Annotated in this window: 18 protein-coding genes and 1 pseudogene; 13 read left to right on the forward strand and 6 right to left on the reverse strand. The window is 65.1% G+C overall.

All coding sequences use genetic code 11. The features are described 5' to 3' along the window. Positions 1-23 precede the first annotated feature (23 nt). Entirely contained in the window at positions 24-719 is a 696-nt protein-coding gene (locus tag N2605_RS30175; RefSeq protein ID WP_035997892.1) for a PspA/IM30 family protein, read from the reverse strand. A 104-nt stretch (positions 720-823) separates the two neighbouring features. Between N2605_RS30175 and N2605_RS30180 the strand changes: the two genes are divergently transcribed. The 4 genes from N2605_RS30180 (at position 824) to N2605_RS30195 (ending at position 6,121) form a co-directional block, all read left to right on the forward strand. Further along, positions 824-1,453 carry a TetR/AcrR family transcriptional regulator gene (locus N2605_RS30180; RefSeq protein ID WP_109142402.1) on the forward strand — a complete coding sequence of 210 codons (630 nt, stop codon included), beginning with the start codon at positions 824-826 and terminating at the stop codon, positions 1,451-1,453. A gap of 69 nt (positions 1,454-1,522) precedes the next feature. Then, positions 1,523-2,977: a dihydropyrimidinase gene (hydA, locus tag N2605_RS30185; RefSeq protein ID WP_260344403.1), complete on the forward strand. Its 1,455-nt coding sequence runs from the start codon at positions 1,523-1,525 to the stop codon at positions 2,975-2,977. A gap of 120 nt (positions 2,978-3,097) precedes the next feature. Next, on the forward strand, positions 3,098-4,369 hold the full coding sequence (locus N2605_RS30190; RefSeq protein WP_035997886.1) for a DUF892 family protein: 1,272 nt from the start codon (positions 3,098-3,100) through the stop codon (positions 4,367-4,369). A 129-nt stretch (positions 4,370-4,498) separates the two neighbouring features. Further along, entirely contained in the window at positions 4,499-6,121 is a 1,623-nt protein-coding gene (locus N2605_RS30195) for an ABC transporter substrate-binding protein (RefSeq protein WP_225183095.1), read from the forward strand. Here N2605_RS30195 and N2605_RS30200 read toward each other — a convergent pair. After that, positions 6,118-7,461: a glycoside hydrolase family 3 N-terminal domain-containing protein gene (locus N2605_RS30200; protein ID WP_260344408.1), complete on the reverse strand. Its 1,344-nt coding sequence runs from the start codon at positions 7,459-7,461 to the stop codon at positions 6,118-6,120. The genes N2605_RS30195 and N2605_RS30200 overlap by 4 nt on opposite strands. Before the next feature lie 188 nt (positions 7,462-7,649). Here N2605_RS30200 and N2605_RS30205 point away from each other — a divergent pair, with 188 nt between their 5' ends. From N2605_RS30205 to N2605_RS30215, 3 genes are read left to right on the forward strand one after another with little or no spacing between them, the layout of a single operon-like run. Continuing rightward, positions 7,650-9,152, forward strand: a complete 1,503-nt coding sequence (locus N2605_RS30205; RefSeq protein WP_260344411.1) for a DUF4153 domain-containing protein — start codon at positions 7,650-7,652, stop codon at positions 9,150-9,152. Between the two features lie 19 nt (positions 9,153-9,171). Next, positions 9,172-9,876, forward strand: a complete 705-nt coding sequence (locus N2605_RS30210) for a response regulator transcription factor (RefSeq protein WP_109142397.1) — start codon at positions 9,172-9,174, stop codon at positions 9,874-9,876. Further along, the gene (locus N2605_RS30215) at positions 9,873-11,459 is read left to right on the forward strand and encodes an ATP-binding protein (RefSeq protein WP_225111643.1); all 1,587 of its coding nucleotides are present in this window, start codon (positions 9,873-9,875) and stop codon (positions 11,457-11,459) included. The genes N2605_RS30210 and N2605_RS30215 overlap by 4 nt, the downstream gene beginning before the upstream one ends. On the opposite strand, the gene N2605_RS30220 is transcribed toward N2605_RS30215, so the two are convergent. Continuing rightward, positions 11,456-11,596 (reverse strand): hypothetical protein, encoded by a 141-nt coding sequence (locus N2605_RS30220; protein ID WP_167361649.1) that lies wholly within the window; start codon positions 11,594-11,596, stop codon positions 11,456-11,458. The genes N2605_RS30215 and N2605_RS30220 overlap by 4 nt on opposite strands. Before the next feature lie 79 nt (positions 11,597-11,675). Between N2605_RS30220 and N2605_RS30225 the strand changes: the two genes are divergently transcribed. The 3 genes from N2605_RS30225 (at position 11,676) to N2605_RS30235 (ending at position 14,765) form a co-directional block, all read left to right on the forward strand. Further along, positions 11,676-12,245, forward strand: coding sequence for an alpha-ketoglutarate-dependent dioxygenase AlkB (locus N2605_RS30225; RefSeq protein ID WP_225146365.1), 570 nt, complete (start codon positions 11,676-11,678; stop codon positions 12,243-12,245). Positions 12,246-12,474: 229 nt separating this feature from the next. After that, a complete protein-coding gene (locus tag N2605_RS30230) occupies positions 12,475-13,404 on the forward strand; it encodes an alpha/beta hydrolase (protein WP_225146364.1) in 930 nt (309 codons plus the stop codon). 134 nt (positions 13,405-13,538) lie between these two features. Further along, a complete protein-coding gene (locus N2605_RS30235) occupies positions 13,539-14,765 on the forward strand; it encodes an ABC transporter substrate-binding protein (protein ID WP_225146363.1) in 1,227 nt (408 codons plus the stop codon). A 223-nt stretch (positions 14,766-14,988) separates the two neighbouring features. Here N2605_RS30235 and N2605_RS30240 read toward each other — a convergent pair whose 3' ends face one another. Beyond that, on the reverse strand, positions 14,989-16,551 hold the full coding sequence (locus tag N2605_RS30240) for an adenylate/guanylate cyclase domain-containing protein (protein WP_260344420.1): 1,563 nt from the start codon (positions 16,549-16,551) through the stop codon (positions 14,989-14,991). Between the two features lie 192 nt (positions 16,552-16,743). On the opposite strand from N2605_RS30240, the gene N2605_RS30245 reads away from it, so the two are divergent. The 3 genes and pseudogenes from N2605_RS30245 to N2605_RS30255 all read left to right on the forward strand — a co-directional run bounded on the left by N2605_RS30245 (position 16,744) and on the right by N2605_RS30255 (position 19,455). After that, the gene (locus tag N2605_RS30245) at positions 16,744-17,835 is read left to right on the forward strand and encodes an enolase C-terminal domain-like protein (protein WP_036021436.1); all 1,092 of its coding nucleotides are present in this window, start codon (positions 16,744-16,746) and stop codon (positions 17,833-17,835) included. An 80-nt stretch (positions 17,836-17,915) separates the two neighbouring features. Further along, positions 17,916-18,391: pseudogene (locus N2605_RS30250) on the forward strand (NUDIX hydrolase). 71 nt (positions 18,392-18,462) lie between these two features. Next, positions 18,463-19,455 carry a glyoxalase superfamily protein gene (locus tag N2605_RS30255; protein WP_260344423.1) on the forward strand — a complete coding sequence of 331 codons (993 nt, stop codon included), beginning with the start codon at positions 18,463-18,465 and terminating at the stop codon, positions 19,453-19,455. A gap of 11 nt (positions 19,456-19,466) precedes the next feature. Here the strand turns inward: N2605_RS30255 and N2605_RS30260 are convergent, their stop codons facing one another. Next, complete coding sequence (locus N2605_RS30260) at positions 19,467-19,709, reverse strand: hypothetical protein (RefSeq protein ID WP_035997826.1); 243 nt, start codon at positions 19,707-19,709, stop codon at positions 19,467-19,469. 8 nt (positions 19,710-19,717) lie between these two features. After that, positions 19,718-20,191, reverse strand: coding sequence for an L-2-amino-thiazoline-4-carboxylic acid hydrolase (locus tag N2605_RS30265; RefSeq protein ID WP_225126464.1), 474 nt, complete (start codon positions 20,189-20,191; stop codon positions 19,718-19,720). Positions 20,192-20,352 lie beyond the last annotated feature (161 nt).

Below are 20,352 nucleotides of genomic sequence, written 5' to 3' on the forward strand. Positions count from 1 at the left end.
GGTGTTCGGGTTGGAACTTGAGATCAGGCCGCCGGCATGCGCCTGGACTTCAAGCGCGCCAGCACGTCGTCTGCGGTCGTCTTGAGCCGCGGGCCGAAGCCCTGCTCGGCGAGTCGTTCGGCGGTGGCGAGCGGGCCGGTGGCCGCGTCGAGCTCGACCAGGGCATCGTCGGCCGCTTGAGCCTCCATCTGCCGCTCGCGCAGACGCCTCAGCGTCCCCTCCGCCTCCGGCAATGTCGATTCATAGGGGCGCGCGGCCTCGATGCCGCTGCGGCGAAGCGAGCGCACCGCTTCCGAGGCGCGGGCGATCCGGCGACCGCGATCGAGCTCGGTGATGCGGGCCTGCGCGTTGGCGACGTGGCGCTTCAGCCTGATGATCTCGGTCGCGAACAGCGCGCGCGCCGTCATGGCCGCATCGCGATCGGCCTCCAGCGCCGCAATGGCTTCGGCGGCCTCCTTGGCGAGATCCTCGCGGCCGCCATCCAGCGCCGCAACGGCACGGGTCTCGAGATCGGCGATACGCGCATTCGTGGCCTCGAGCTTGCGGCCTTCCTGCTGGTCCTGCGCGATTGCCAGCGCCAGCGTGCGCTTGCTGCGCTCGACGGCTGCGGCTGCATCGCGCATCTGCTGATCCAGGATCAGAAGGGCGGTGCGATCTTCCAGTTCCTCGCCCGCAGCGGCGACGCTGCCGCGGAAGAGGGTCACGACGGTCTTGAACATTGGTTGCTCCCTGTCTATGAGCGCTGCTCACAGATGGTTTGTAGCAGGAACCTTGAACATCGTTCAATATTATTTTGAGCGACGCTCAAGAATTTGGTTTAAGAATGACTAAGGCCCTGGAACGGCGAGAGAAATTGCGTGCGGCCCTGATCCAGGCGGCCGAACAGATGATCGCCGAGCGGGGGCTGGCGGGTCTCAAGACCCGCGATTTGGCCCGCGAGATCGGCTGCGCCAATGGCGCGGTCTACAATCTCGTGGCTGATGTCGACGAACTGATCCTGCGGGTCGGCTCGCGCACGCTGCTCCGGCTCGACGAGACGCTGACTCTCGCAACAAATGCCGGCGAGCCATCGCCACGGGAATCCCTGGTCCGCATCGCCCTCGCCTATTGCGATTTCGCCGCCGAAAACCTCCAGCTCTGGCGCGCGCTGTTCGAGCACCGGATGGAGACGGGCAAGCTGGTGCCGGATTGGTCCGTGCACGACCAGATGCAGCTGTTCCGTCATATCTACCAGCCGCTGGCCGCACTGTTTCCTGGGCGCAGCCCGGAGGAACTCGGCATCACCGCACGCAGCCTGTTCTCGGCCGTGCATGGCATGGTGGCGCTCGGGCTGGAGCAGAAGCTGGTGGCCGTGCCGCTGCCGGCGCTGCGCAAGGAGATCACGGGCCTCGTGCGCGCGATGATCGACGGGCTGATCGCGCACGACGTGAAAGGAGCGGCGGCGGCTGACTAAAATTTCACCTGTCGCATCGCCAGTCGCGCGCTTAGCCTTCGAGCCGTCCCTCACCTCTCGGAGCACCTCATGCCCCTCCTCATCCGCGGCGGCACCGTCGTCAATCACGATCATTCGCGCCGCGCGGACGTGCTGATCGACGGCGAGACCATCGTCGCGATCGGCGCCTCGCTCGATGCCCCGACAGGTAGCGAGATCATCGATGCAGGCGGCGCCTACGTCATTCCGGGCGGGATCGATCCGCACACCCATCTCGAAATGCCGTTCATGGGCACCGTCACCGCCGACGACTTCGAATCCGGAACCAAGGCGGCGCTGAGCGGCGGCACCACCATGGTGGTGGATTTCTGCCTGCCCGATCCCGGCCAATCCAAGCTCGCGGCGTATCAGGAGTGGCGGCACAAATCCGAGAAGGCGGCCAGCGACTACGGCTTCCACATGGCGGTGACGTCGTGGTCGAAGCAGATTCATGACGAGATGGAGATCGTGGTCAGGACCTACGGCATCAACACCTTCAAGCATTTCATGGCCTACAAGGGCGCGCTGATGGTGAACGACGACGAGCTCTACAACTCGTTCGCGCGTTGCGCCCATCTCGGCGCCATGCCTGTCGTCCATGCCGAGAACGGCGACGTCGTCGCCCTGATGCAGGACGCGCTGATTGCGCGCGGCGTCACCGGCCCGGAAGGCCACGCCTATTCACGGCCGCCGGAGGTCGAGGGCGAAGCCACCAACCGCGCCATCATGATCGCGGACATGACGGGCACGCCGGTCTATATCGTCCACACCAGCTGCCGCGAGGCGCATGAGGCCATCGCTCGCGCGCGGGCCAGTGGAAAGCGGGTCTATGGCGAACCGCTGATCCAGCATCTGCTGCTCGATGCCGGCGAATACCGGAACAAGGACTGGGACCATTCCGCACAGCGCGTGATGTCGCCGCCGTTCCGCGACAAACAGCATCAGGACAGCCTCTGGGCCGGCCTGCAAGCCGGCTCGCTCCAGGTGGTTGCGACCGATCATTGCGCCTTCACCACCGAGCAGAAGCGGTTCGGGCGCGGCGATTTCAGGAAGATCCCGAACGGCACCGGCGGCCTCGAAGATCGCCTGGCGCTGCTCTGGACCGCGGGCGTCGCCACGGGGCGGCTGACCAAAGAGGAATTCGTCGCGGTGACCTCGGCGAACATCGCCCGCATCCTCAACATCTATCCGCGCAAGGGGGCGGTCGCCGTCGGCTCGGATGCCGATATCGTGGTGTGGGATCCCAAGGCGAGCAAGACCATCAGCGCCAAGCGGCAGATGAGCCGGATCGATTACAACGTGTTCGAGGGTTTTGCCTGCACCGGCGGTGCGGCCGCGACGCTGTCGCGCGGCCGTATCGTCTGGAAGGATGGCGACCTGCGCGCCGAGGCCGGCGATGGACAATACGTCGAACGTCCCGCCTTCTCGCCGGTGCATGTGGCAAATTCGACCTGGAAGGAACTGACGGCTCCGCGCGCCGTCGCGCGCAGTGCGGTGACGCCGTAAGCCATCGCGCTCCCTGGCAGAGGTCCGGGGCAACGACAGCCTCGATCCTGGAGAGACTTAGGAACGAACGGCTGGAGGCCTCGTTGTCGCGTAGTTTCTCTCCAGCACGCGAGTCTCCCCATGTATCACCACGTCAAGAAGCTGATGTTCACCGTGCGCGTCGACGAACCCGATCCGCGCTTCGGCAATATGCTCCTCGAGCAGTTCGGCGGCGCCAACGGCGAACTTGCGGCTGCGATGCAATATTCGATTCAGGGACTGAATTGCGAGGATCCCGACCGCAAGGACCTCTTGATGGATATCGGCACCGAAGAGCTCAGCCATCTCGAGGTCGTCGGTTGCCTCGCCCGGATGCATCTTGCGCCCTCGCGGAATGACCGCCAGGCGGCGGAGGCCGATCCTCTGATCGCGATTGCCGGCGGAGGCGGCGTCAATCTGTTCAACTCGCAAGGCAATCCCTGGACCGCCGATTATCTCAAGATCACGGGCGAGCTCGACGTCGATCTCCGCAGCAACATCGCGGCAGAAGCGCGTGCCAAGATCGTCTACGAGCGCCTGATCAATTTTTGCGACGATGCCGGCAGCAAGGACGCGCTGCAATTCCTGATGACGCGCGAGATCACGCATATGAAGGCGTTCGCGCGCGCGCTCGAGAGCCTGTCGAAGCCGGCCTTCAGCATCGGCCGGATTGCCCCGACGCCCGGCCTCGTCAACCAGTACTTCAACGATTCCACCGGTAGCGGCGACCACGGCGAAATCGATACCCGCGGTCCCTGGAACGAGGGCGAGGACTGGGTGTTCACAGAATCGCCTGCGCTGCAATCCTCCGATCCCGGCGCTGCCCCGTCGATCGTCGCGGAGAGCTCACCGCCTGTCGACGAGGCGGGCCTGACCGATCTGCTGCTGCATGAGCTGCGTGACATCCTCCATGCCGAGAAGCAGCTGACCAAGGCGCTCCCGAAGATGGCGCAGGCCGCCCGCTTCGATCAGTTGCGCGAGCTGTTCGAGCAGCATCTGGCCGAGACCGAAAATCAGGTCGAGCGCATCAACGAGTGCTTCGAGCTGCTCGGCGAGAACGCCCGCGCCAAGCCTTGCAAGGGCATGATGGGCCTGATCGAGGAAGGCCAGGAGGTCATGAAGGAAAGCCAAGAGAAGGAGGACGCTGCCGCCGACCTCGCGCTGATCTCCGCGGCGCAACGCGTCGAGCATTACGAGATGTCCGGCTATACCACCGCGCGCAACCTCGCGCAGCAGCTGCGCCACAGCGCCATCGTCGGCCTGCTCTCCAAATCCCTCGCCGAGGAAGAGAACGCCGATCTCCTGCTCAACCAGGTCGCGCGATCGCTGATGTCGGTGGCGAAGATGCCCGCCGCGCTGGAGCAGGCCGAGTAGACCTAAGCCGACGCGCAACGCCTATCAATCCAAGCCGCCTCGCGTCTTCGTGGGGCGGCTTGGCACTTCCTCGCTGTGGCATACACCTTGCCTCTCGATGCCGGACAATTTCCGGAACGGGAGGCACCCTTGAGCATTTCACCCCTCGATTTGAACCGCCGCAGCGTCGTGCTGGGCGGCCTCGGTGTCGCCGGTACGGCGGCCTTTGCTCCGCGCCTCGCTCGGGCGCAGGGGCGCAGCGAGACACTGCTGGTGGTGCAGGAGCTCGGGCCGAACTCGCTGGACATGCAGGGCGTCGGCTCCAACCAGACCGTGAACGGCCTGTCCTGGAATTGCTACGACCGCCTGCTCACCTACGCCTCCAAGACACTGCCGGACGGCACGTTGTCGTATGACCGCGAGAAGCTCGCGCCCGAGCTCGCCGAGAGCTGGGAGGTCGCCGCCGACGGCATGTCCTGCACCTTCAAGCTTCGCAAGGACGCAAAATTCCACGACGGCACGCCTGTGACCGCCAAGGACGTCAAATGGTCGTTTGACCGCGCCGTGAAGGTCGGCGGCTTTCCGACCTTCCAGATGTCGGCGGGATCGCTGGAAAAGCCGGAGCAGTTCGTGGTGGTCGACGACCACACTTTCCGTATCGACTATGTCCGCAAGGACAAGATGCTGCTGTTCAACGTGGCCGTCGTCGTGCCCTTCATCATCAATTCCGAGCTCGCCAGGAAGAACGCGACGCCGGAAGATCCGTGGGCGCTGGCCTGGCTGAAGAACAACGAGGCCGGCGGCGGCGCCTACAAGATCGAGAGCTGGAAGCCGGGCAGCGAGACCGTGCTGACGCGCTTCGACGACTGGAAGAGCGGGCCGCTGCCGAAGGTCAAGCGCGTGATCGCCCGCGACGTTCCCTCCGCCGGCACGCGGCGTGCCATGCTGGAGCGGGGCGATGCGGATATTTCCAGCGGCTTTGCCCCGCGCGATTTCGAGCAGATCATCAAGGAGGGCAAGGTCAAGGTCTCGGGCGTGCCGATCCCGAACGCGCTGTGGTACGTCGCGCTGAACACCGCCAAGCCGCCGTTCGACAATGTCAAGCTGCGCCAGGCCATCGCCTGGGCCATGCCGTACGAGCAGATTCAGACCAGCGCCTTCTTCGGCCGCGCCGTTCCCATGTATGGCGGCACCGCCGAAGTCTCAAAGCCGGTGTGGCCGCAACCGTTTCCTTACGTCACCGATCTCGACAAGGCCAAGGCTCTGCTGAAGGAAGCGGGCTTCGAAGCCGGCCTGGAGACGACGCTGTCGCTGGACACAGGCACCGCCACCGTCGGCGAGCCGACCGCGATCCTGATCCAGGAGAATCTCGCCAAGATCGGCATCAAGGCGGCAATCGAAAAGATTCCCGGCGCGAACTGGCGCACGACGCTGAACAAGAAGGAGCTGCCGCTCGCGCTCAACCGCTTCAGCGGCTGGCTCGATTATCCCGAATATTACTTCTACTGGAATTTCCACGGCAACAACTCGATCTTCAACATCTCCTCATACAAGAACAAGGAGATGGACGCCCTGATCGACAAGGCGCGCTTCACCACCGATGCCGCCGAATACGACAGGACGGTGAAGGATTTCATCGCGCTCTGTATGCGCGACGTCCCCGTGGTTCCGCTCAACCAGCCGATCCACGACGTTGCCATGCAAAAGGGCATCTCCGGCTACGAGTTCTGGTTTCACCGTGAACCGGACTACCGCCAGTTCGCGAAGGGCTAGTTCTGCCGGGCGACGCTGATGGCGCGTGAGGCAGCTCGTGCCTGCATGGTCGAAAAGCCGCGCTCCAGGCGCGCGCTGCTCGCATGCAGCATCGCCGCGTCGAGCCTGCCCTGTCGCGATCCTTCCAGGGCGCAGGCAAAGACACGGTAGAACTGCGCGCCGTCATAGGCGACCAGCAGCAGATCGACGCCGGCATTGATCGCCTCGACCACGGCCTTGCAGACGTCGTTCTGGTAGATTGCGCCCATGATGAGATCGTCGGTCATCACCACGCCCTGGTAACCCCACGTCCCACGAATGATCCCGTCGACGACGCGCTTCGAATGCGAGGCGGCGCGATCGGGATCGACGTCTGTGAGCGTGACGTGGCCGACCATGAGGGCGCTGCGCGAATGCGACAGCACCTCGCGGAACGGGAGCCAGTCGGTTGCTTCCAGCTCCTTCACCGGCGTGTCGAGATTGGCGCTGAAATGATGCGTGTCGGCGCGCACGCGGCCGATGCCGGGAAAATGCTTGAGCGTGGCGCCAACGCCCGTCTCTTCCAGCCCGCGCACATAGGCGCTCGCGATGGTGCTGACGACGGTGGGATCGCTCGCAATCGCGCGCTGGCCGATTAGCGTGTGGAAATCGAGACGGTTGCGCCGCGCCGGCGGCTTGAGGTCGAGCACCGGCGCAAGATTGAGGTTGACGCCGACGTGGGCGAGCTCGCGACCGTGGATGCGGCCGAACTCCTCGGCCTTGGCCTGCTGTTCATCGGAAGCCAGTCCCGTGAGCGTCGCCAGCGCCGGCACTTTCGTCAGCGGCGGCGCAAGATGCCCGACGATTCCGCCCTCCTGATCGGCGGCGACGATCAGCGGCGGCAGGCCGGCTGCGCGCCTGAGATCCTGCAGCGCCGCGATCTCGGCCCGCAGCGTCTCGATGGCACGGCCGCGGATGTTGTGCCGGGTGACATAGACGCCGCCGATCAGGCCCTGCCTGGCGAGACGCGCGACCTCGGGAAAGGAGGAATAGCCGACCATGAAGTGCGGCCCGAGCTGCCGCGCTTCGGCGGCGCCGGCGCCGAGAACGTCATGCTTGCGCAGCTCGAACTTCAGATGCGCGGCGGACATCAAGACAGGCGGCACGCACCAGAGCACGACGAGCGCCTTGCCGGCGAAGGTGCGCCAGTGACCGCTGCGCAACAAAAGAGCGACGATTGCGATGCTTGCGACGACAAGGGAGATGTTTCCGGCGCCACGCAGCACGAGCAGATAGGGATCGTTCTTGTTCGCGGCGACAAATGTAGCGAGCGGCGCGGCGAGCCAGAGCAGGGCGAGACCGATGCGGTTGAGCAATTGCATGATGCACCAGGTGCGATGGGCGATGAATGTTTCGCACCTAGCAAAGCGAATCGCGCTGCGCGAGAGGCAAAAGCGCGCCTGCACGAAAACTGCAAGAAACTCCTGAAGCCGTGCAGACGATGATCCCGCCGTCTGCACAAGTGCCGTTCAGAATTCGTGATGCCACCATTCACGGAGACTTTCTGGACATGACGAGCCTGGCTTCGACGACGGATATCCAACCGATCAGGCCTTCTGCACTGTCGGCCAAGCTTGCAATGGCGCTGCTGCTGGCCGGGCTCGCCGACTGGCTGTTCTACGGTCAGCGGATCGGGCTGTCGCTGACGCTGTTTGCGATCGCGACCGCCTGCGTGTCGGTGCTGTTCAATCACGCGGCCGTGGACTGGCGGCGCGCGGCGATCAGCGGCGCGATCCTCGTGCTCGGCCTTGTGCCGGCCATGGAAGAGCTCAACACGCTGTCCTTCCTGATCCTCGTCGCGTCGCTGACGATTGCGCTGTTGCTTGCAACCAATCCCGATACGACCGGGCTCACCGACCGCGCCCGCGCGCTGTGCAATTTCCTCCTGCTCGGTCCCTTCAGGTTCTTCCTCGATGCGCCCCAAGCCTTCAACATGTCGGCCTTCACCCGCGGCATCGCGCTCTGGCTGATGCCAGCAGTGCTCAGCACCGTCTTCATCGCATTGTTCGCCGCCGCAAATCCGGTGATCGAGCAATGGGTGTCGCTGCTCAATCCCAAGGTCATGCTCGACTATGTCAACATGTGGCGCGTCCTGTTCTGGACCTTGATGCTGGCTCTGGTCTGGCCGTTCATCCATGTGCGCTGGCGGCGCAGGGCGGTCGTCGCCGCCGCCGTGGCCGAGGGCCCCGTGCCACCGCCGCTGCCGCCCATGGTCTCGGCGGAATTTCTCGGCGCCTCCACCATCCTGCGCTCGCTGATCCTGTTCAACCTGCTGTTCGCGGCACAGTCCATTCTCGACGGCATCTATCTCTGGGGCCACGCGGCGCTGCCCGACAACATGACCTATGCGGCCTACGCCCATCGCGGCGCCTATCCGCTGATCGCAACCGCCCTCCTCGCCGCTGCCTTCGTGCTGGTGGCGATGCGTCCGGGCGGGCCGGCCGAGAAATCGAAGGTGATCCGGCCGCTGGTCTATCTCTGGGTCGGACAGAACGTGCTGCTGGTCGTCTCCTCCATCCGCCGGCTCGATCTCTATGTCGACATCTACATGCTGACCTATTGGCGGATTGCAGCGTTCGTCTGGATGGGACTGGTAGCGCTCGGCCTGATCCTGATCGTCGCGCGCATCGTGCTCGACAGGTCCAATCAATGGCTGATCGGCGCCAATCTCGCCGCATTGGCGATCGTGCTCTATGGCTGCTCGCTCGTGAACTTCGACGCCTTCATCGCCGACTACAATGTCGTCGACAGCCGGGAAGTTTCGGGAAAAGGCGTGCAGATCGACATCGACTATCTCCTGACGCTCGGGCCACAGGCGGTGCCAGCCATCGACAAGGCGATCGCGCTACGGCCCGCCGTCAAAGAGGGCTGCCTTGTGTCACGCCGCGACCGCCTTGTAGAACAGCAGCGTCAGGACCTGGCCTGGCGAAGCTGGGGCTTTCGCAACTGGCGACTCCAGCGCAGGCTGGACGCCGAGGCGAAAGCTCAGGCCGGCAGCCAGCCGGCGAGTTGACGAGGACACGGAGAGTTTCTTGGCGCATCGCATTCTCATCGTCGACGACGAAGGCCACATCCGCGAGGTCATCCGCGTCGCCCTGAAGAAGGCCGGCATGGACGTGATCGAGGCCCGCGACGGCAAGGAGGCGCTTCTCCGCTTTGCCGCCGACAGGCCCGATCTCATCGTGCTGGACATCGGCATGCCCGAGTTCGACGGCCTCGACGTCTGCCGCGAGATTCGCAAAGGCTCCGACGTGCCGATCCTGTTCCTGTCGGCGCGCGACGAGGAGATCGACCGTATCCTGGGCCTCGAGATCGGCGGCGACGACTACGTCACGAAGCCGTTCAGCCCGCGCGAGCTGGTGGCGCGGGTCAATGTCATCCTGCGCCGCCTCAGCCCGCGCAACGGCGAGGCCAAGGCCGGGCCCACCGCGCTGACGCAAGGCGGGCTGCTGATCGATCCCGAACAGCATGTCGCGTCCTTTGCCGGCACGCCGCTGAAGCTGACCGCGATCGAGTTCGGCATCCTGCGCGCGTTCCTGTCCCGGCCGACATCGGTGTTCAACCGCGAGCAGTTGATGCGCGCAGCCTATCAGCTCAACATCCAGGTCTCCGACCGCACCATCGACAGCCATATCCGCAACATCCGCGCCAAGCTCGCGGCGCTTGCTTGCGACAACGTGATCGAGACCATCCACGGCGTCGGCTTCAAGCTCGGCCGCTGCGAGAAAGAGGCATGAGCGCCGCGCCCGACAAATGGCGGCCGTCACTCACCCTCGTGATCTTCACGGTGCTGGCGACGGTCGGCATATTGCCGCTGGTCGGCCTGTTCTTCTTCCGTCTCTACGACAACCAGCTGATCCGCCAGACCCAGGCCGAGCTGATCGCACAGAGCCGCGTGCTGGCGACGATCTATGCGCAGGAGGTGACGGCCCGGCTCGACAGCGGCCTCGTGCTCGGCGCCGAGGTGCCGCCGGGCGTGCTGCCCGATCCCGGCGACCAGGTCACACCGATCCGCCCCGCGCTCGACCTCACCGCGAACGACCTGTTGCGGCGGCGGCCCGACGCATTGCCCGCGCCCGGGCAGGCGCAAGCAGCCTATGTCGAGATCGGGGCCAGGCTGACGCCGATCATCCGCGAGACCCAGAAGGTGACGTTGGCCGGCTTTCGCATCCTCGATCCGCAAGGCGTCGTGATTGCCGGGCGGCAGGAGGTCGGGCAGTCGCTCGCCCATATCGAGGAAGTCGCGGACGCCCTGCACGGGCAATACCGCGCGACTTTACGCAACCGCGTGCCGGACAAGCCGCCGCCGCCGATCTATTCCTTCAGCCGCGGCCTCGGCGTGCACGTGTTTTCGGCGATGCCCGTCATCGTCAACAACCGCGTCGCCGGCGTGATCTACACGACGCGCACGCCGAGCAACATTTTCGACCATCTCTACCAGGAGCGGGCCAAGTTCGTGCTGGCCGGCCTTGCCGTCATCCTCGGCACCATCGCGATCGGCCTCGTGTTCTCGCGCACCATCACGCTGCCGATGCGCGAGCTGATCGACCGCGCCGCCCGAATCGGCCGCGGCGACCGGGAGGCGTTCCAGCCGCTGAAGCATTACGGCACGCGCGAGTTCGCCCAGCTCTCGCACAGCTTCCTCGGCATGGCCGAGCAGCTGGCGCGGCGCTCCGACTATATCGCGACCTTTTCGGCCCATCTCACCCACGAGCTGAAATCGCCGCTGACCTCGATCAAGGGCGCAGCCGAGCTGTTGCAGGATTCGGTTCAGGGCAAGGCCGAGGGCCTGACGCCGGCCGAGCAGAACACCTTCATCGCCAACATCCTGTCTGATACCCAGCGGCTGGAGGCGATGGCGCAGCGGCTGCGGGAGCTCGCCCGCGCCGAGAGCCTGCCGCAGAACGAGCGCACCGAGCTGGCACCCGTGATCGCCGATCTCAGAAGCCGGTTTCCGGCAAGCGCGATCGAGGCCAGCGGCAGCCTCGACCGGGCGATCGGAATGTCCTCGGAGAAGGCGCTGATCGTGCTGTCGCACATCGCCGACAATGCGGTGCGGCACAAGGCCGGCACGATCAGGCTGGAGGCGGTCGACGCACGGACGACCGTGCTTGTGACGGTCAGCAATGACGGCGAGCCGATCTCGGCGCCGAACCGCGACAGGATCTTCGATGCGTTCTTCACCACCCGCCGCGACCAGGGCGGCACCGGGATGGGGCTGGCGATCGCGCGCGCGGTGATGGCGAGCCATGGCGGCTCGATCAGGCTTAAGCCGACCGACGAGGGCGCAGCCTTCGAGCTCCAGTTTCCGGTTGCCTAGATCGCAAAGACCCAGACGGCGACGATGGTGCCGATGGTGGCGAGACCGGCGATGGTCCAGCCGGCGGCGTATTCCAACTCAGGATGACCGGTCGCCCGCATGATCTCAACCGGATCGGCGGTATGCTTCTCTGCCATGACAGCCTCGCACGTTTCTTCCCGCGTCATAGATAAGTCGCATCAGCCGCAAAGAGGTTCCATCACGGAAATGCGAGGCATGACGCAGCTAGGTTTGTTCGCCGACCCGCAGAAAGGCCCGGCCGGACTTCGCTACACGGACGATTTTATCGATCGGGCCGCCGAGCAGGATCTGATCGGCCGCATCGCAGCATTGCCGCTCCAGCGCTTTCAGTTCGGCGCGTTCGAGGGCAACCGCCGGGTGGCGTCGTTCGGCTATCGCTATGACTACACGCTGCAGCGTCTCGCCGAGGCCGATCCGATCCCGGACTGGGTGCGGCCGGTCGCGCGGCAGGCCGAGGCCTGGGCGGCGCTGCCGGAAGGCAGCGTCCGGCAGGTGCTGTGCACCGAATACGAGGTCGGCGTCGGCATCGGCTGGCATCGCGACAAGCCGCATTTCGACAAGGTGCTCGGCCTGTCACTGGGCTCGCCGTGCAACTTCCGCTTCCGCCGCCGCAAGGGCGAGACCTGGGAGCGCCACACGCTCACCGCCCTGCCGCGCTCGCTCTACATGATGGACGGCGAGGCGCGGTCGCAGTGGGAGCACAGCATCCCCCCGGTCGCGGCGCGGCGATATTCCATCACCTTCCGGACGATGAAGCGGGCCTGACGGACCAGGCCAAAACAAAAGGTGCGAAAACAACCCCATGCACAGTAGAAAGCCGTTTCAGGCGCGAGCCTCGGCGGCGCTGGACAACGGCCTGACGGATCGGGATAAACGGCGGCTGCGCATCCAAGGTGCCGCGAATTCGCCTCAAGGCCGGCTGACTAATGAGATGAATTGAAAAGACGGGCCAGATCAGCGAGCCGATATGGAGCCCCGCAAGGCCGCCACACCCATGAAGCATTATCTGACATTTTTCCTGTTTCTGGCCATGACCGCGGCCTCCGCGCACGGACCCGTGCCGGGCCGGCTCCGGCCGCCCTCGGGTCTCGTGCAGGTGGGCCTCACCGATTCCGACACCAGCGCCGGCGGCACCGCGCGACTCTGCGAGCAGGTCACCTTCTCGCGCGGCCTGCGTTATGGCGAGAGCGAGGCCAATGTGCTCGATGTCGCGGCCAGCGCGACCAAGGCCGATACGCCGCGGCCGGTGCTGCTGTTCGTGACTGGGGATACCTTCACCGGCGACCGCGGAGCGCCGGAGCTGGCGCGCCAGATCCAGGACCAGGCCATGTGCTTTGCCGCGCGCAACGGCATGATCGGGGTCCGCGTCAATTATCGCCTGGCGCCTGTGGCGACCTGGCCGGCCGGCGCGTCCGATGTGGCCGCGGCGCTGTCCTGGGTTCATGGCAATATCGACCTCTTCAACGGCGATGCCCGCGAGATCGTCGCGGTCGGCTACGGCGCCGGCGCCTTCCACGTCGCGACCATGCTGGCGCATCCCGAGCTGCAGACAGCCGGCGCCGACGTCGCGGGCGTGGTGCTGGTGTCCGGGATCTACCGCGTCGACAAGGACGCGAGCGACAGCGAGAAGGCCTATCTCGGCGGCGATGCCACCCAGTACGACAAGCGCTCGGTATTCCCCGGCATCCTCAATGTCGACGTGCCGATCGTGCTGGCCTGGGCCGCGGATGATTCCGCCGGCCTCGTGGCGCAAGGCGAGACGCTGAAGAAGACGCTGTGCGGCGCCGGCCATTGCCCGCGCAGCACGCTGCTGCGCAGCCGCGACGGCATCGCGAACGCCTTCGGCCTCGATGGTTCCGGCGACAGCCTCGCGGAGCCGACGCTGCTGCTGGTGCGTCAGCTCGAGGCGCGGGGGTTGCCGTAACGCGTTGCGGCAGCACGCCTGCCGCTTTCATCGAAGCGCGACAGCCACACGATTGCCAAACGCTTGACCTAGATCAAGCGGCCTTGGTGGGGACTGAGCCGACCTCGTTGGGGGCCAACCACAAGGCATCGAACATGCGCGTCATCGGCAGGATGCTGTTCGTTTCCGTGATTGCCATCGCATCGCTGGGCGCGATGTCGCGGCAGCAGCACTCGGATCAACCCGCAAGCGATGAGGAAATCCGCATCGGCAATGTCATGCCGTATTCGGGGCCGCTCTCGGAATTCGGCGCGATCGGCCAGGCGGAAGCGGCCTATTTCGACATGGTCAACGCGCGCGGCGGCATCAATGGCCGCAAGATCCGCTTCATCACCCGCGACGACAATTCCGATCCGGCGACCGCGCTCGAGCTGACGCGCAAGCTGGTCGAGAAGGACGGCGTGCACCTGATGTTCGGCTCGTTCGGCACGCCCGGTAATCTCGTCACGCGCTCGTACCTGAACGAGAAGAAGATCCCGCAACTGTTCGTCGCCTCCGGCGACGAGGAGCTGAGCCAGCCGAGCGCGTTTCCCTGGACCATGGGCTGGCAGCCGTCGTTCCGGTCGGAAGGGCGCATCTACGCCAACTACATCCAGGCCTCTTACCCGAGGAAGAAGATCGTCGTGCTCTGGCAGAACGACCAGTTCGGGCGCATGCTCTACAAGGGCATCCAGGAGGGACTCGGCGATCTCAACCGTCACGTCCTGGTCGACATCGCCTTCGACCTTGCCGACGAGCATCTCGACGGGCACGTCTCGATCCTCAAGCGCGCCGGCGCCGACATCTTCGTCTTCCTCGGCGTGCCCTCGACCGCATCCAAGGTGATCAAGCTGGCAGCGTCCCTGAATTGGCGTCCCGTCTTCATCGTTAACGATGCCTCCGCCTCGATCGCCAACGCGATGGCGCCCGCGGGGCTGGAAAACTCTGCCGGGGTGATTTCGGCGGCCTTTTTGAAGGATCCGAGCGATCCCGCCTGGAAGGACGATCCCGGCATGAAGGACTGGTTCGCCTTCATGGACAAATACCATCGGGTCGAAAGCACCAACAACAGTGCGGCCGTCTATGGCTACGCCGCGGCCGAGGCGCTGACGCAGGTGCTGAAGCAATGCGGCGACGATTTTTCACGCGACAACATCATGCGCCAGGCGGCTTCGCTCAGGGACTATCAGCCTTCGGTCGCATTGCCCAACATCAGGATGAACACCTCGCCCAGTCGCTACCTGCCGATCCGGCAGATGCGGCTGGTGCAGTTCGACGGGCGGTCGTGGCAGCCGTTTGGGGATGTGATCGAGACGGCGTTCACGGAAGGGGCGGCAAGGTGAGGTCACTTACCCTCCCCTGGAGGGGTCCGGGACGAGCGTAGCTCGCCCGTAGGTCGCTACGCATGCAGCGAAGCGGAATGCGTAGCGGGGTGGGGTGACGGTCTCTCCACGTCGTAAACTGCCCGTGTTGAGAGATCACCCCACCCCGCTCGCGCTGCGCGCGATCGACCTACGGGCGAGCTACGCTCGTCCCGGACCCCTCCCAGGGGAGGGTAAGAAACCCTCACGCCGGCTTCAGCGAGGCCAGTGCGTTCTCCAGCAGCGAGCGGACGCGCGCGGCATCGCCTGATTTCACCACGGCGGGGTCGAGATAGAGCTCGAGGCCCGGCGCGCGTTCGGTGATGATGCCGCTGTTCTCCGCAGCTTTGTCACTCAGTGCATCCACCGAATAGGGGATCACCTCGCGGCTGATGCCCTTCATCGTGATCGCCGGCAGCGCATGCGCGCGGACGATGTCGCTGACGAGGGCGAAGGTCTCGTAGCTCAAGACGATGCCGCCGGGCTCAGCGATCGATTGCAGGCGCGCGGCGAGGTTCGCCTCCGCACCGATGATGGTGTAGTCCATACGGTCGGCGCTCCCGAAATTGCCGACATTGCAATAGCCCGAGTTGATGCCCATGCGCGAGCGGAACGGCTGCTCGATGCCGGACGCCCGCCATTTCGCATTGAGCTCGGCAAGGCGCTGCTGCATGCGCCAGGCCATCTGCAGACAGGCCTGTGCATCGGCGCGATCGCCCTTGGTCTCGGGGTCGCCGAAGAAGATCAGCATGGCATCGCCAATGAACTTGTCGATGGTGCCGCCATATTCGTGGGCGATCGCCGACATTTCCGTGAAATATTCGTTGAGGAGCTGGGTCAGCTGCTCCGGCTGCAGCCGCTCGGCAGTGGCGGTGAAGTTCTGGATGTCGGAGAAGAAGATGGTGAGCTTCTTGCGCTCGGTGTGGATGGTGACGTCCTTCTGGCCCGAGAAGATGCTCTTGTAGACCTGCGGCGGGATGTAGCGCGAGATCTTCATCGACAGCGAGGCCAGGAAGTCGTTGGCGGATTCGAGCTCCTTGTTCATGTTCTTGATGCGGCGCGCCTGACGTCGCTGCAATGACAGGAACGCCAGTCCGCTCCCGGCGGCGATCACGAAATAGGCCAGCAGGAACTTGAACGAGAAGATGTTGGCGGCGATCGGCTGGGCGATGATCACCTCCTGGATGCCGCGGACATCCCCCACCTTCCAGTCCTTCTTCGGGCTCTCGGGGTGGCTGTTGTGGCAGCTGACGCAGGCCGGACCCATCGTGACGGGCGCAACCAGGCGGACCTTGTCGTTGAACAGCGAGGTTTCGGTCTCCACGATCTTCTGCTCGGGATCCCGGCGCAGCGCATCGAGCGCGTCCTTCTCGAACTTGTCGAGCTGGTGCGGAGCGCGGTTCTGGAACGGGAAGTCCGAGACGAAGCGATAGGTGATGTTCTCCTGCTGGGCGCCGATCACCCGGCCGAGCTCCAGCGACAGCGTCGCGGGGATCGGGATCGCGCCGGGCACCGATTCGTAATTGTGCACGACCTTGGTGCTGCCGTTGGGGTTGGCGAGCACGCGCCCGACCACGTTGGAGGCGTAATAGCTGCGCACGCTCGTGATCACCGAATTGAGATCGATCGCCTGGCGCCGCAGCGCCGTCTTGCTGAGCTCGGTCAGGTCCAGCCACACCGCGACCGGCAGGGCGAGCAGGAGGAAGACGACCGCGGCACCCGTGAGAATGCCACTCTTGCGCTGTTGTTCGGAGATCTCTTGTTTCACCCTGTGGCTCCGTTCTGTGCGATTTTGTCGCAAATCCTTCCGGAATCCGAGACAATGCATGCGGCGGCACAGAGCCAAGAATTGCCGGCCGGCGCAACCCCATTTTATGATGGTCGCAGCAAGCGCCTTTTCGTTTGATCACGGATGCTTAAGATCGGCGCCGACCTGCATCCGCTCCGCCGGGAGAGAGCCATGACCGAGACCGTCCGCATCAAGCGCTTCCAGGCACGTCCCGTGATCGTGCCGATGAACCTGCCGCTCCAGACCGCGACCGGGGCGGTCGCCAAGGCACCGCTGGTGCTGATCGACTGCGAGACCGACCACGGCGCGGTGGGTCATTCCTATCTGTTCTCGCTCACGCCCTCGGCCTTGAAGCCGCTGGCGGCGATGGTCACGGAAATGTCGGACCTCGTCGCCGGCGACGAGCTGCTGCCGTTCGAGATCGAGCGCAAGCTGAGCCAGCGCTTCACGCTGCTGGGCCTCGCCGGCCTGCAGCGGCTGGCGCAATCCGGCATCGACATGGCGGCATGGGACGCGCTGGCGCGCTCGCGCGGCCTGCCGCTCGCCCGCCTGCTCGGCGGCACGCCGAAGCCGGTGCGCGCCTACAACTCGAAGGGGCTCGGCATCATGCCGGCAGGCGCCGCGGTGGAGGAAGCCCACAAGCTGCTGGCCGAGGGGTTTCACGCCGCAAAGATCCGCGTCGGCCGACGCGATGCGCGGGAGGATCTCGCCGTCGTGCGCGCGGTGCGCAAGGCCGTCGGCGACGAGGTCACGCTGATGTGCGACTACAACCAGGCGCTGACGGTCACCGAAGCGATCCGCCGCGGTGAGATGCTCGACGACGAGGGCCTCAGCTGGATCGAGGAGCCGATCCGCCACGACGATCATGCCGGCTGCGCCCGCATTGCCGACGCGCTGCAGACGCCGGTCCAGATCGGCGAGAATTTTGACAGCGCGTTTTCCATGCAAGCCGCGCTCTCGGCAGAGGCCTGCGACTACGTGATGCCTGATGTCCAGCGCATCGGCGGCGTCACCGGCTGGCTCCGCGCCGCTTCGCTTGCCCATGCTGCCGGCATCGAGATGTCGTCGCACCTGTTCTCTGAAGTCAGCGCGCATCTGCTCTGCGTGACGCCGACCGCGCATTGGCTGGAATATGTCGACTGGGCCGACGCGGTGCTGGCAACGCGGCTGCAGATCAAGGACGGCTTTGCGCTGCCGAGCGAGGAGCCGGGCAACGGGATCGCGTGGGACGAAGCGGCGGTGAAAAAGTATCTGGTGGAGTGACGGGTCTCTCATCTCGCCATCGCAAGCACACGATCTCGTCCCTCGTTGCGAAAGCATGCGACACGGATTAACGATCCGCCATGACCACTTGGCGCCCACATCCCGGTATCCGCGTCGTCGCGATCGGCCTGCATTGGCGCGGCGGGCGGCTGCTGGCGGCCGAGGTGCGCGACGACGCGGGGCGGATCAAGGGGGGCGCCCGCTCGGCGGCGCGATCGAGTTCGGCGAGAGCTGGCGCGCGGCCTTGGTGCGGGAATTCAACGAAGAGCTCGGCATCGACGTCGGCATCGTGGGTGAGCCCTTGATGCTGGAGAACATCTTTGTGCACGAGGGATCGACCGGGCACGAGGTGATGTACATCGCGGAGGTCGCGTTTCCGGATGGCGCATTCGCCGGCCGGGAGCGCATCGACTTCCGCGAGGACAATGGAGAGCAGATCGTCGCGCGGTGGTTCGACCTTGCCGATCTCGACCTGGACGGCGGGCCGAAGCTCTATCCGACCGGACTGAAGGACTTGCTGCTGCAGCCTGCGCGTCGTGCATCAACGGAAGAGTGATGCGTGATCCATGTCGAGACGCCGACGACGTCAGTTGACAAGCATGGCGCTCTCAAGCAAATTTCGAAAGGTTGATACCGCCGGCCGCTTGCGCCCTTCGGGGTATGGTGAAGTGTATCGGACCGCCGCCCGCTTCCTTTGCTCACGCGAACGGGTCAGTAACGCAAGCCCTGACATTCTCCGTTCATGTTGCAAAGGAACAGAGTATGCGCGATTTCCGCGACGCCAAAGCCATGGCGCAGACGCTCCGAGAATCCCTCAACGCCCGATCGGTCTCCCTCACCGTCAGCGAGAGCCTCGAGCTCATCGCGAGGTTATTCGGGCTGGCCGATTGGAATGTCCTGGCGGCCCGAATCCGTTCTGCGGAGCAGGCCGGCTCGGGCCGCAGCAACGAGGAAAGCACCAAGACCGATGCTGCGGATCAGCTCCGCTCGAGAGCCAAAGAAACTCAGTTGCCGCAGGCGGTGCTGGATCGTTATGCCGGAACATACCAATTCCATAGCGCCGTCTTCACCGTGACGCGTGAACAGGATCATCTGTCCGGACGGCTGAGCGGTCAAAGCTCGGCGCAATATTACGCGGTGGGCGAAACGGAATTCGCCGCGCGGGAGATCGATGTCGAGCTACGGTTTACCCTCGGGCCGGATGGGGTGCCTACCGCCGTGATCCTGCGCCAGCACGGCAACGATCACACCATGCCACGCATCGACACGAGCACGGCGCAAGAGCTCCAACGCGCGATCGAGTCTCGTATGAGCAGCCGGTCCGCCAATCCCGGGACCGCGGCCGCGCTTCGCCGTCTGATCGAGAGCGTCGCATCGGGCCAGCCCAATTACGGCGAGATGAGCGCCGACTTGGCCGAGGCGACACGCAAGCAATTGCCGCGCCTGCAGCCGGGCCTTGCCGAAATGGGTCCGATCACCTCGATCGAATTCCTCGGTGTGAACGCACAAGGACAGGACGTCTATTCCGTCTGGCATCAGGGTGGCGCAGCCTCGCACTGGCACATCGCGCTCGGCAACGACGGCACGATCATCTCGGCCTTCGTCACGCCGGGACCATGAGCTCGGTCAGGCTACCACACCTCCGCGCCGGGAATTTTCTTCCGCACCGCCATCCGCTGGATCCAGATGCAGCGGCGGACGGACCTGCTGGAGCGGCCGACGGCGGAGATCCCCTCGCCGGCCTGAAGCAGCGGCGCCACGTTCTGGCGCAAGCTGCGGCAGCGCTGGAGCTCGGCTTGCCAGTCGACGATCGCGGCGTCGGCGCGCGGCGCCATCAGCGCCAGCATCGCCATGGCGAGACAGATCGTCCGCATCGCTCCTCTCACTGTGATCCGCCTCCATCCCGGCGGTAGCGGAAATCGCAATGAGAGGCGCCCTGCATGATGGTCTGCGTGCGCGTGAGCCTGACGTCGGGACCGAACCCCTCCGCGGTCGCAAAGTCCGCGGTGCAGATCAGCAGGAAGCCGAGTTCGGGCTCGCCCAGGGCCTTGTAGAACTCGGCATAGGCGCAGCGCGTCACGTCGAACGCGAAGGCGTCCGCCGTCTGTTCGATCACGTCATAGGCGAGCGCATCGTCGCGGGCATAGGTGCGGAAGGCCGACGACACGGCCTTGCCGAGATTGCTCTCGTTCTTGGTTTTCCAGAATGCCTCGCCGAAGCCGCGATAGAGATCGCCGAGCGCCTTGCGCACCAGCGCATTGGCGCGCGCCTCGCCGAGCTCGGCCTGCAACGTCTTGATCAGCGGCACCAGCACCTGCGCCTGGATCTTCGCTTGCTCGATGACGGACACGGTCATGGGCGGCCTCGTGTCGGAGATGTCATTGTAGCCCGGATAGAGTGCAGGGTCATCCGGGACAGCGGCCGGGAAACTGCGGCCGGACTGCGCGTCGCTGCAACGGGCTAGAAGCTTTCGAGCAAGCCGCACCAGTCCGTCTTCGCTCTTCGAGCTGCGCCGGA

Origin of the sequence: Bradyrhizobium yuanmingense, assembly GCF_025200905.1 — a bacterium.
Taxonomy (GTDB): Bacteria; Pseudomonadota; Alphaproteobacteria; order Rhizobiales; family Xanthobacteraceae; genus Bradyrhizobium; species Bradyrhizobium yuanmingense.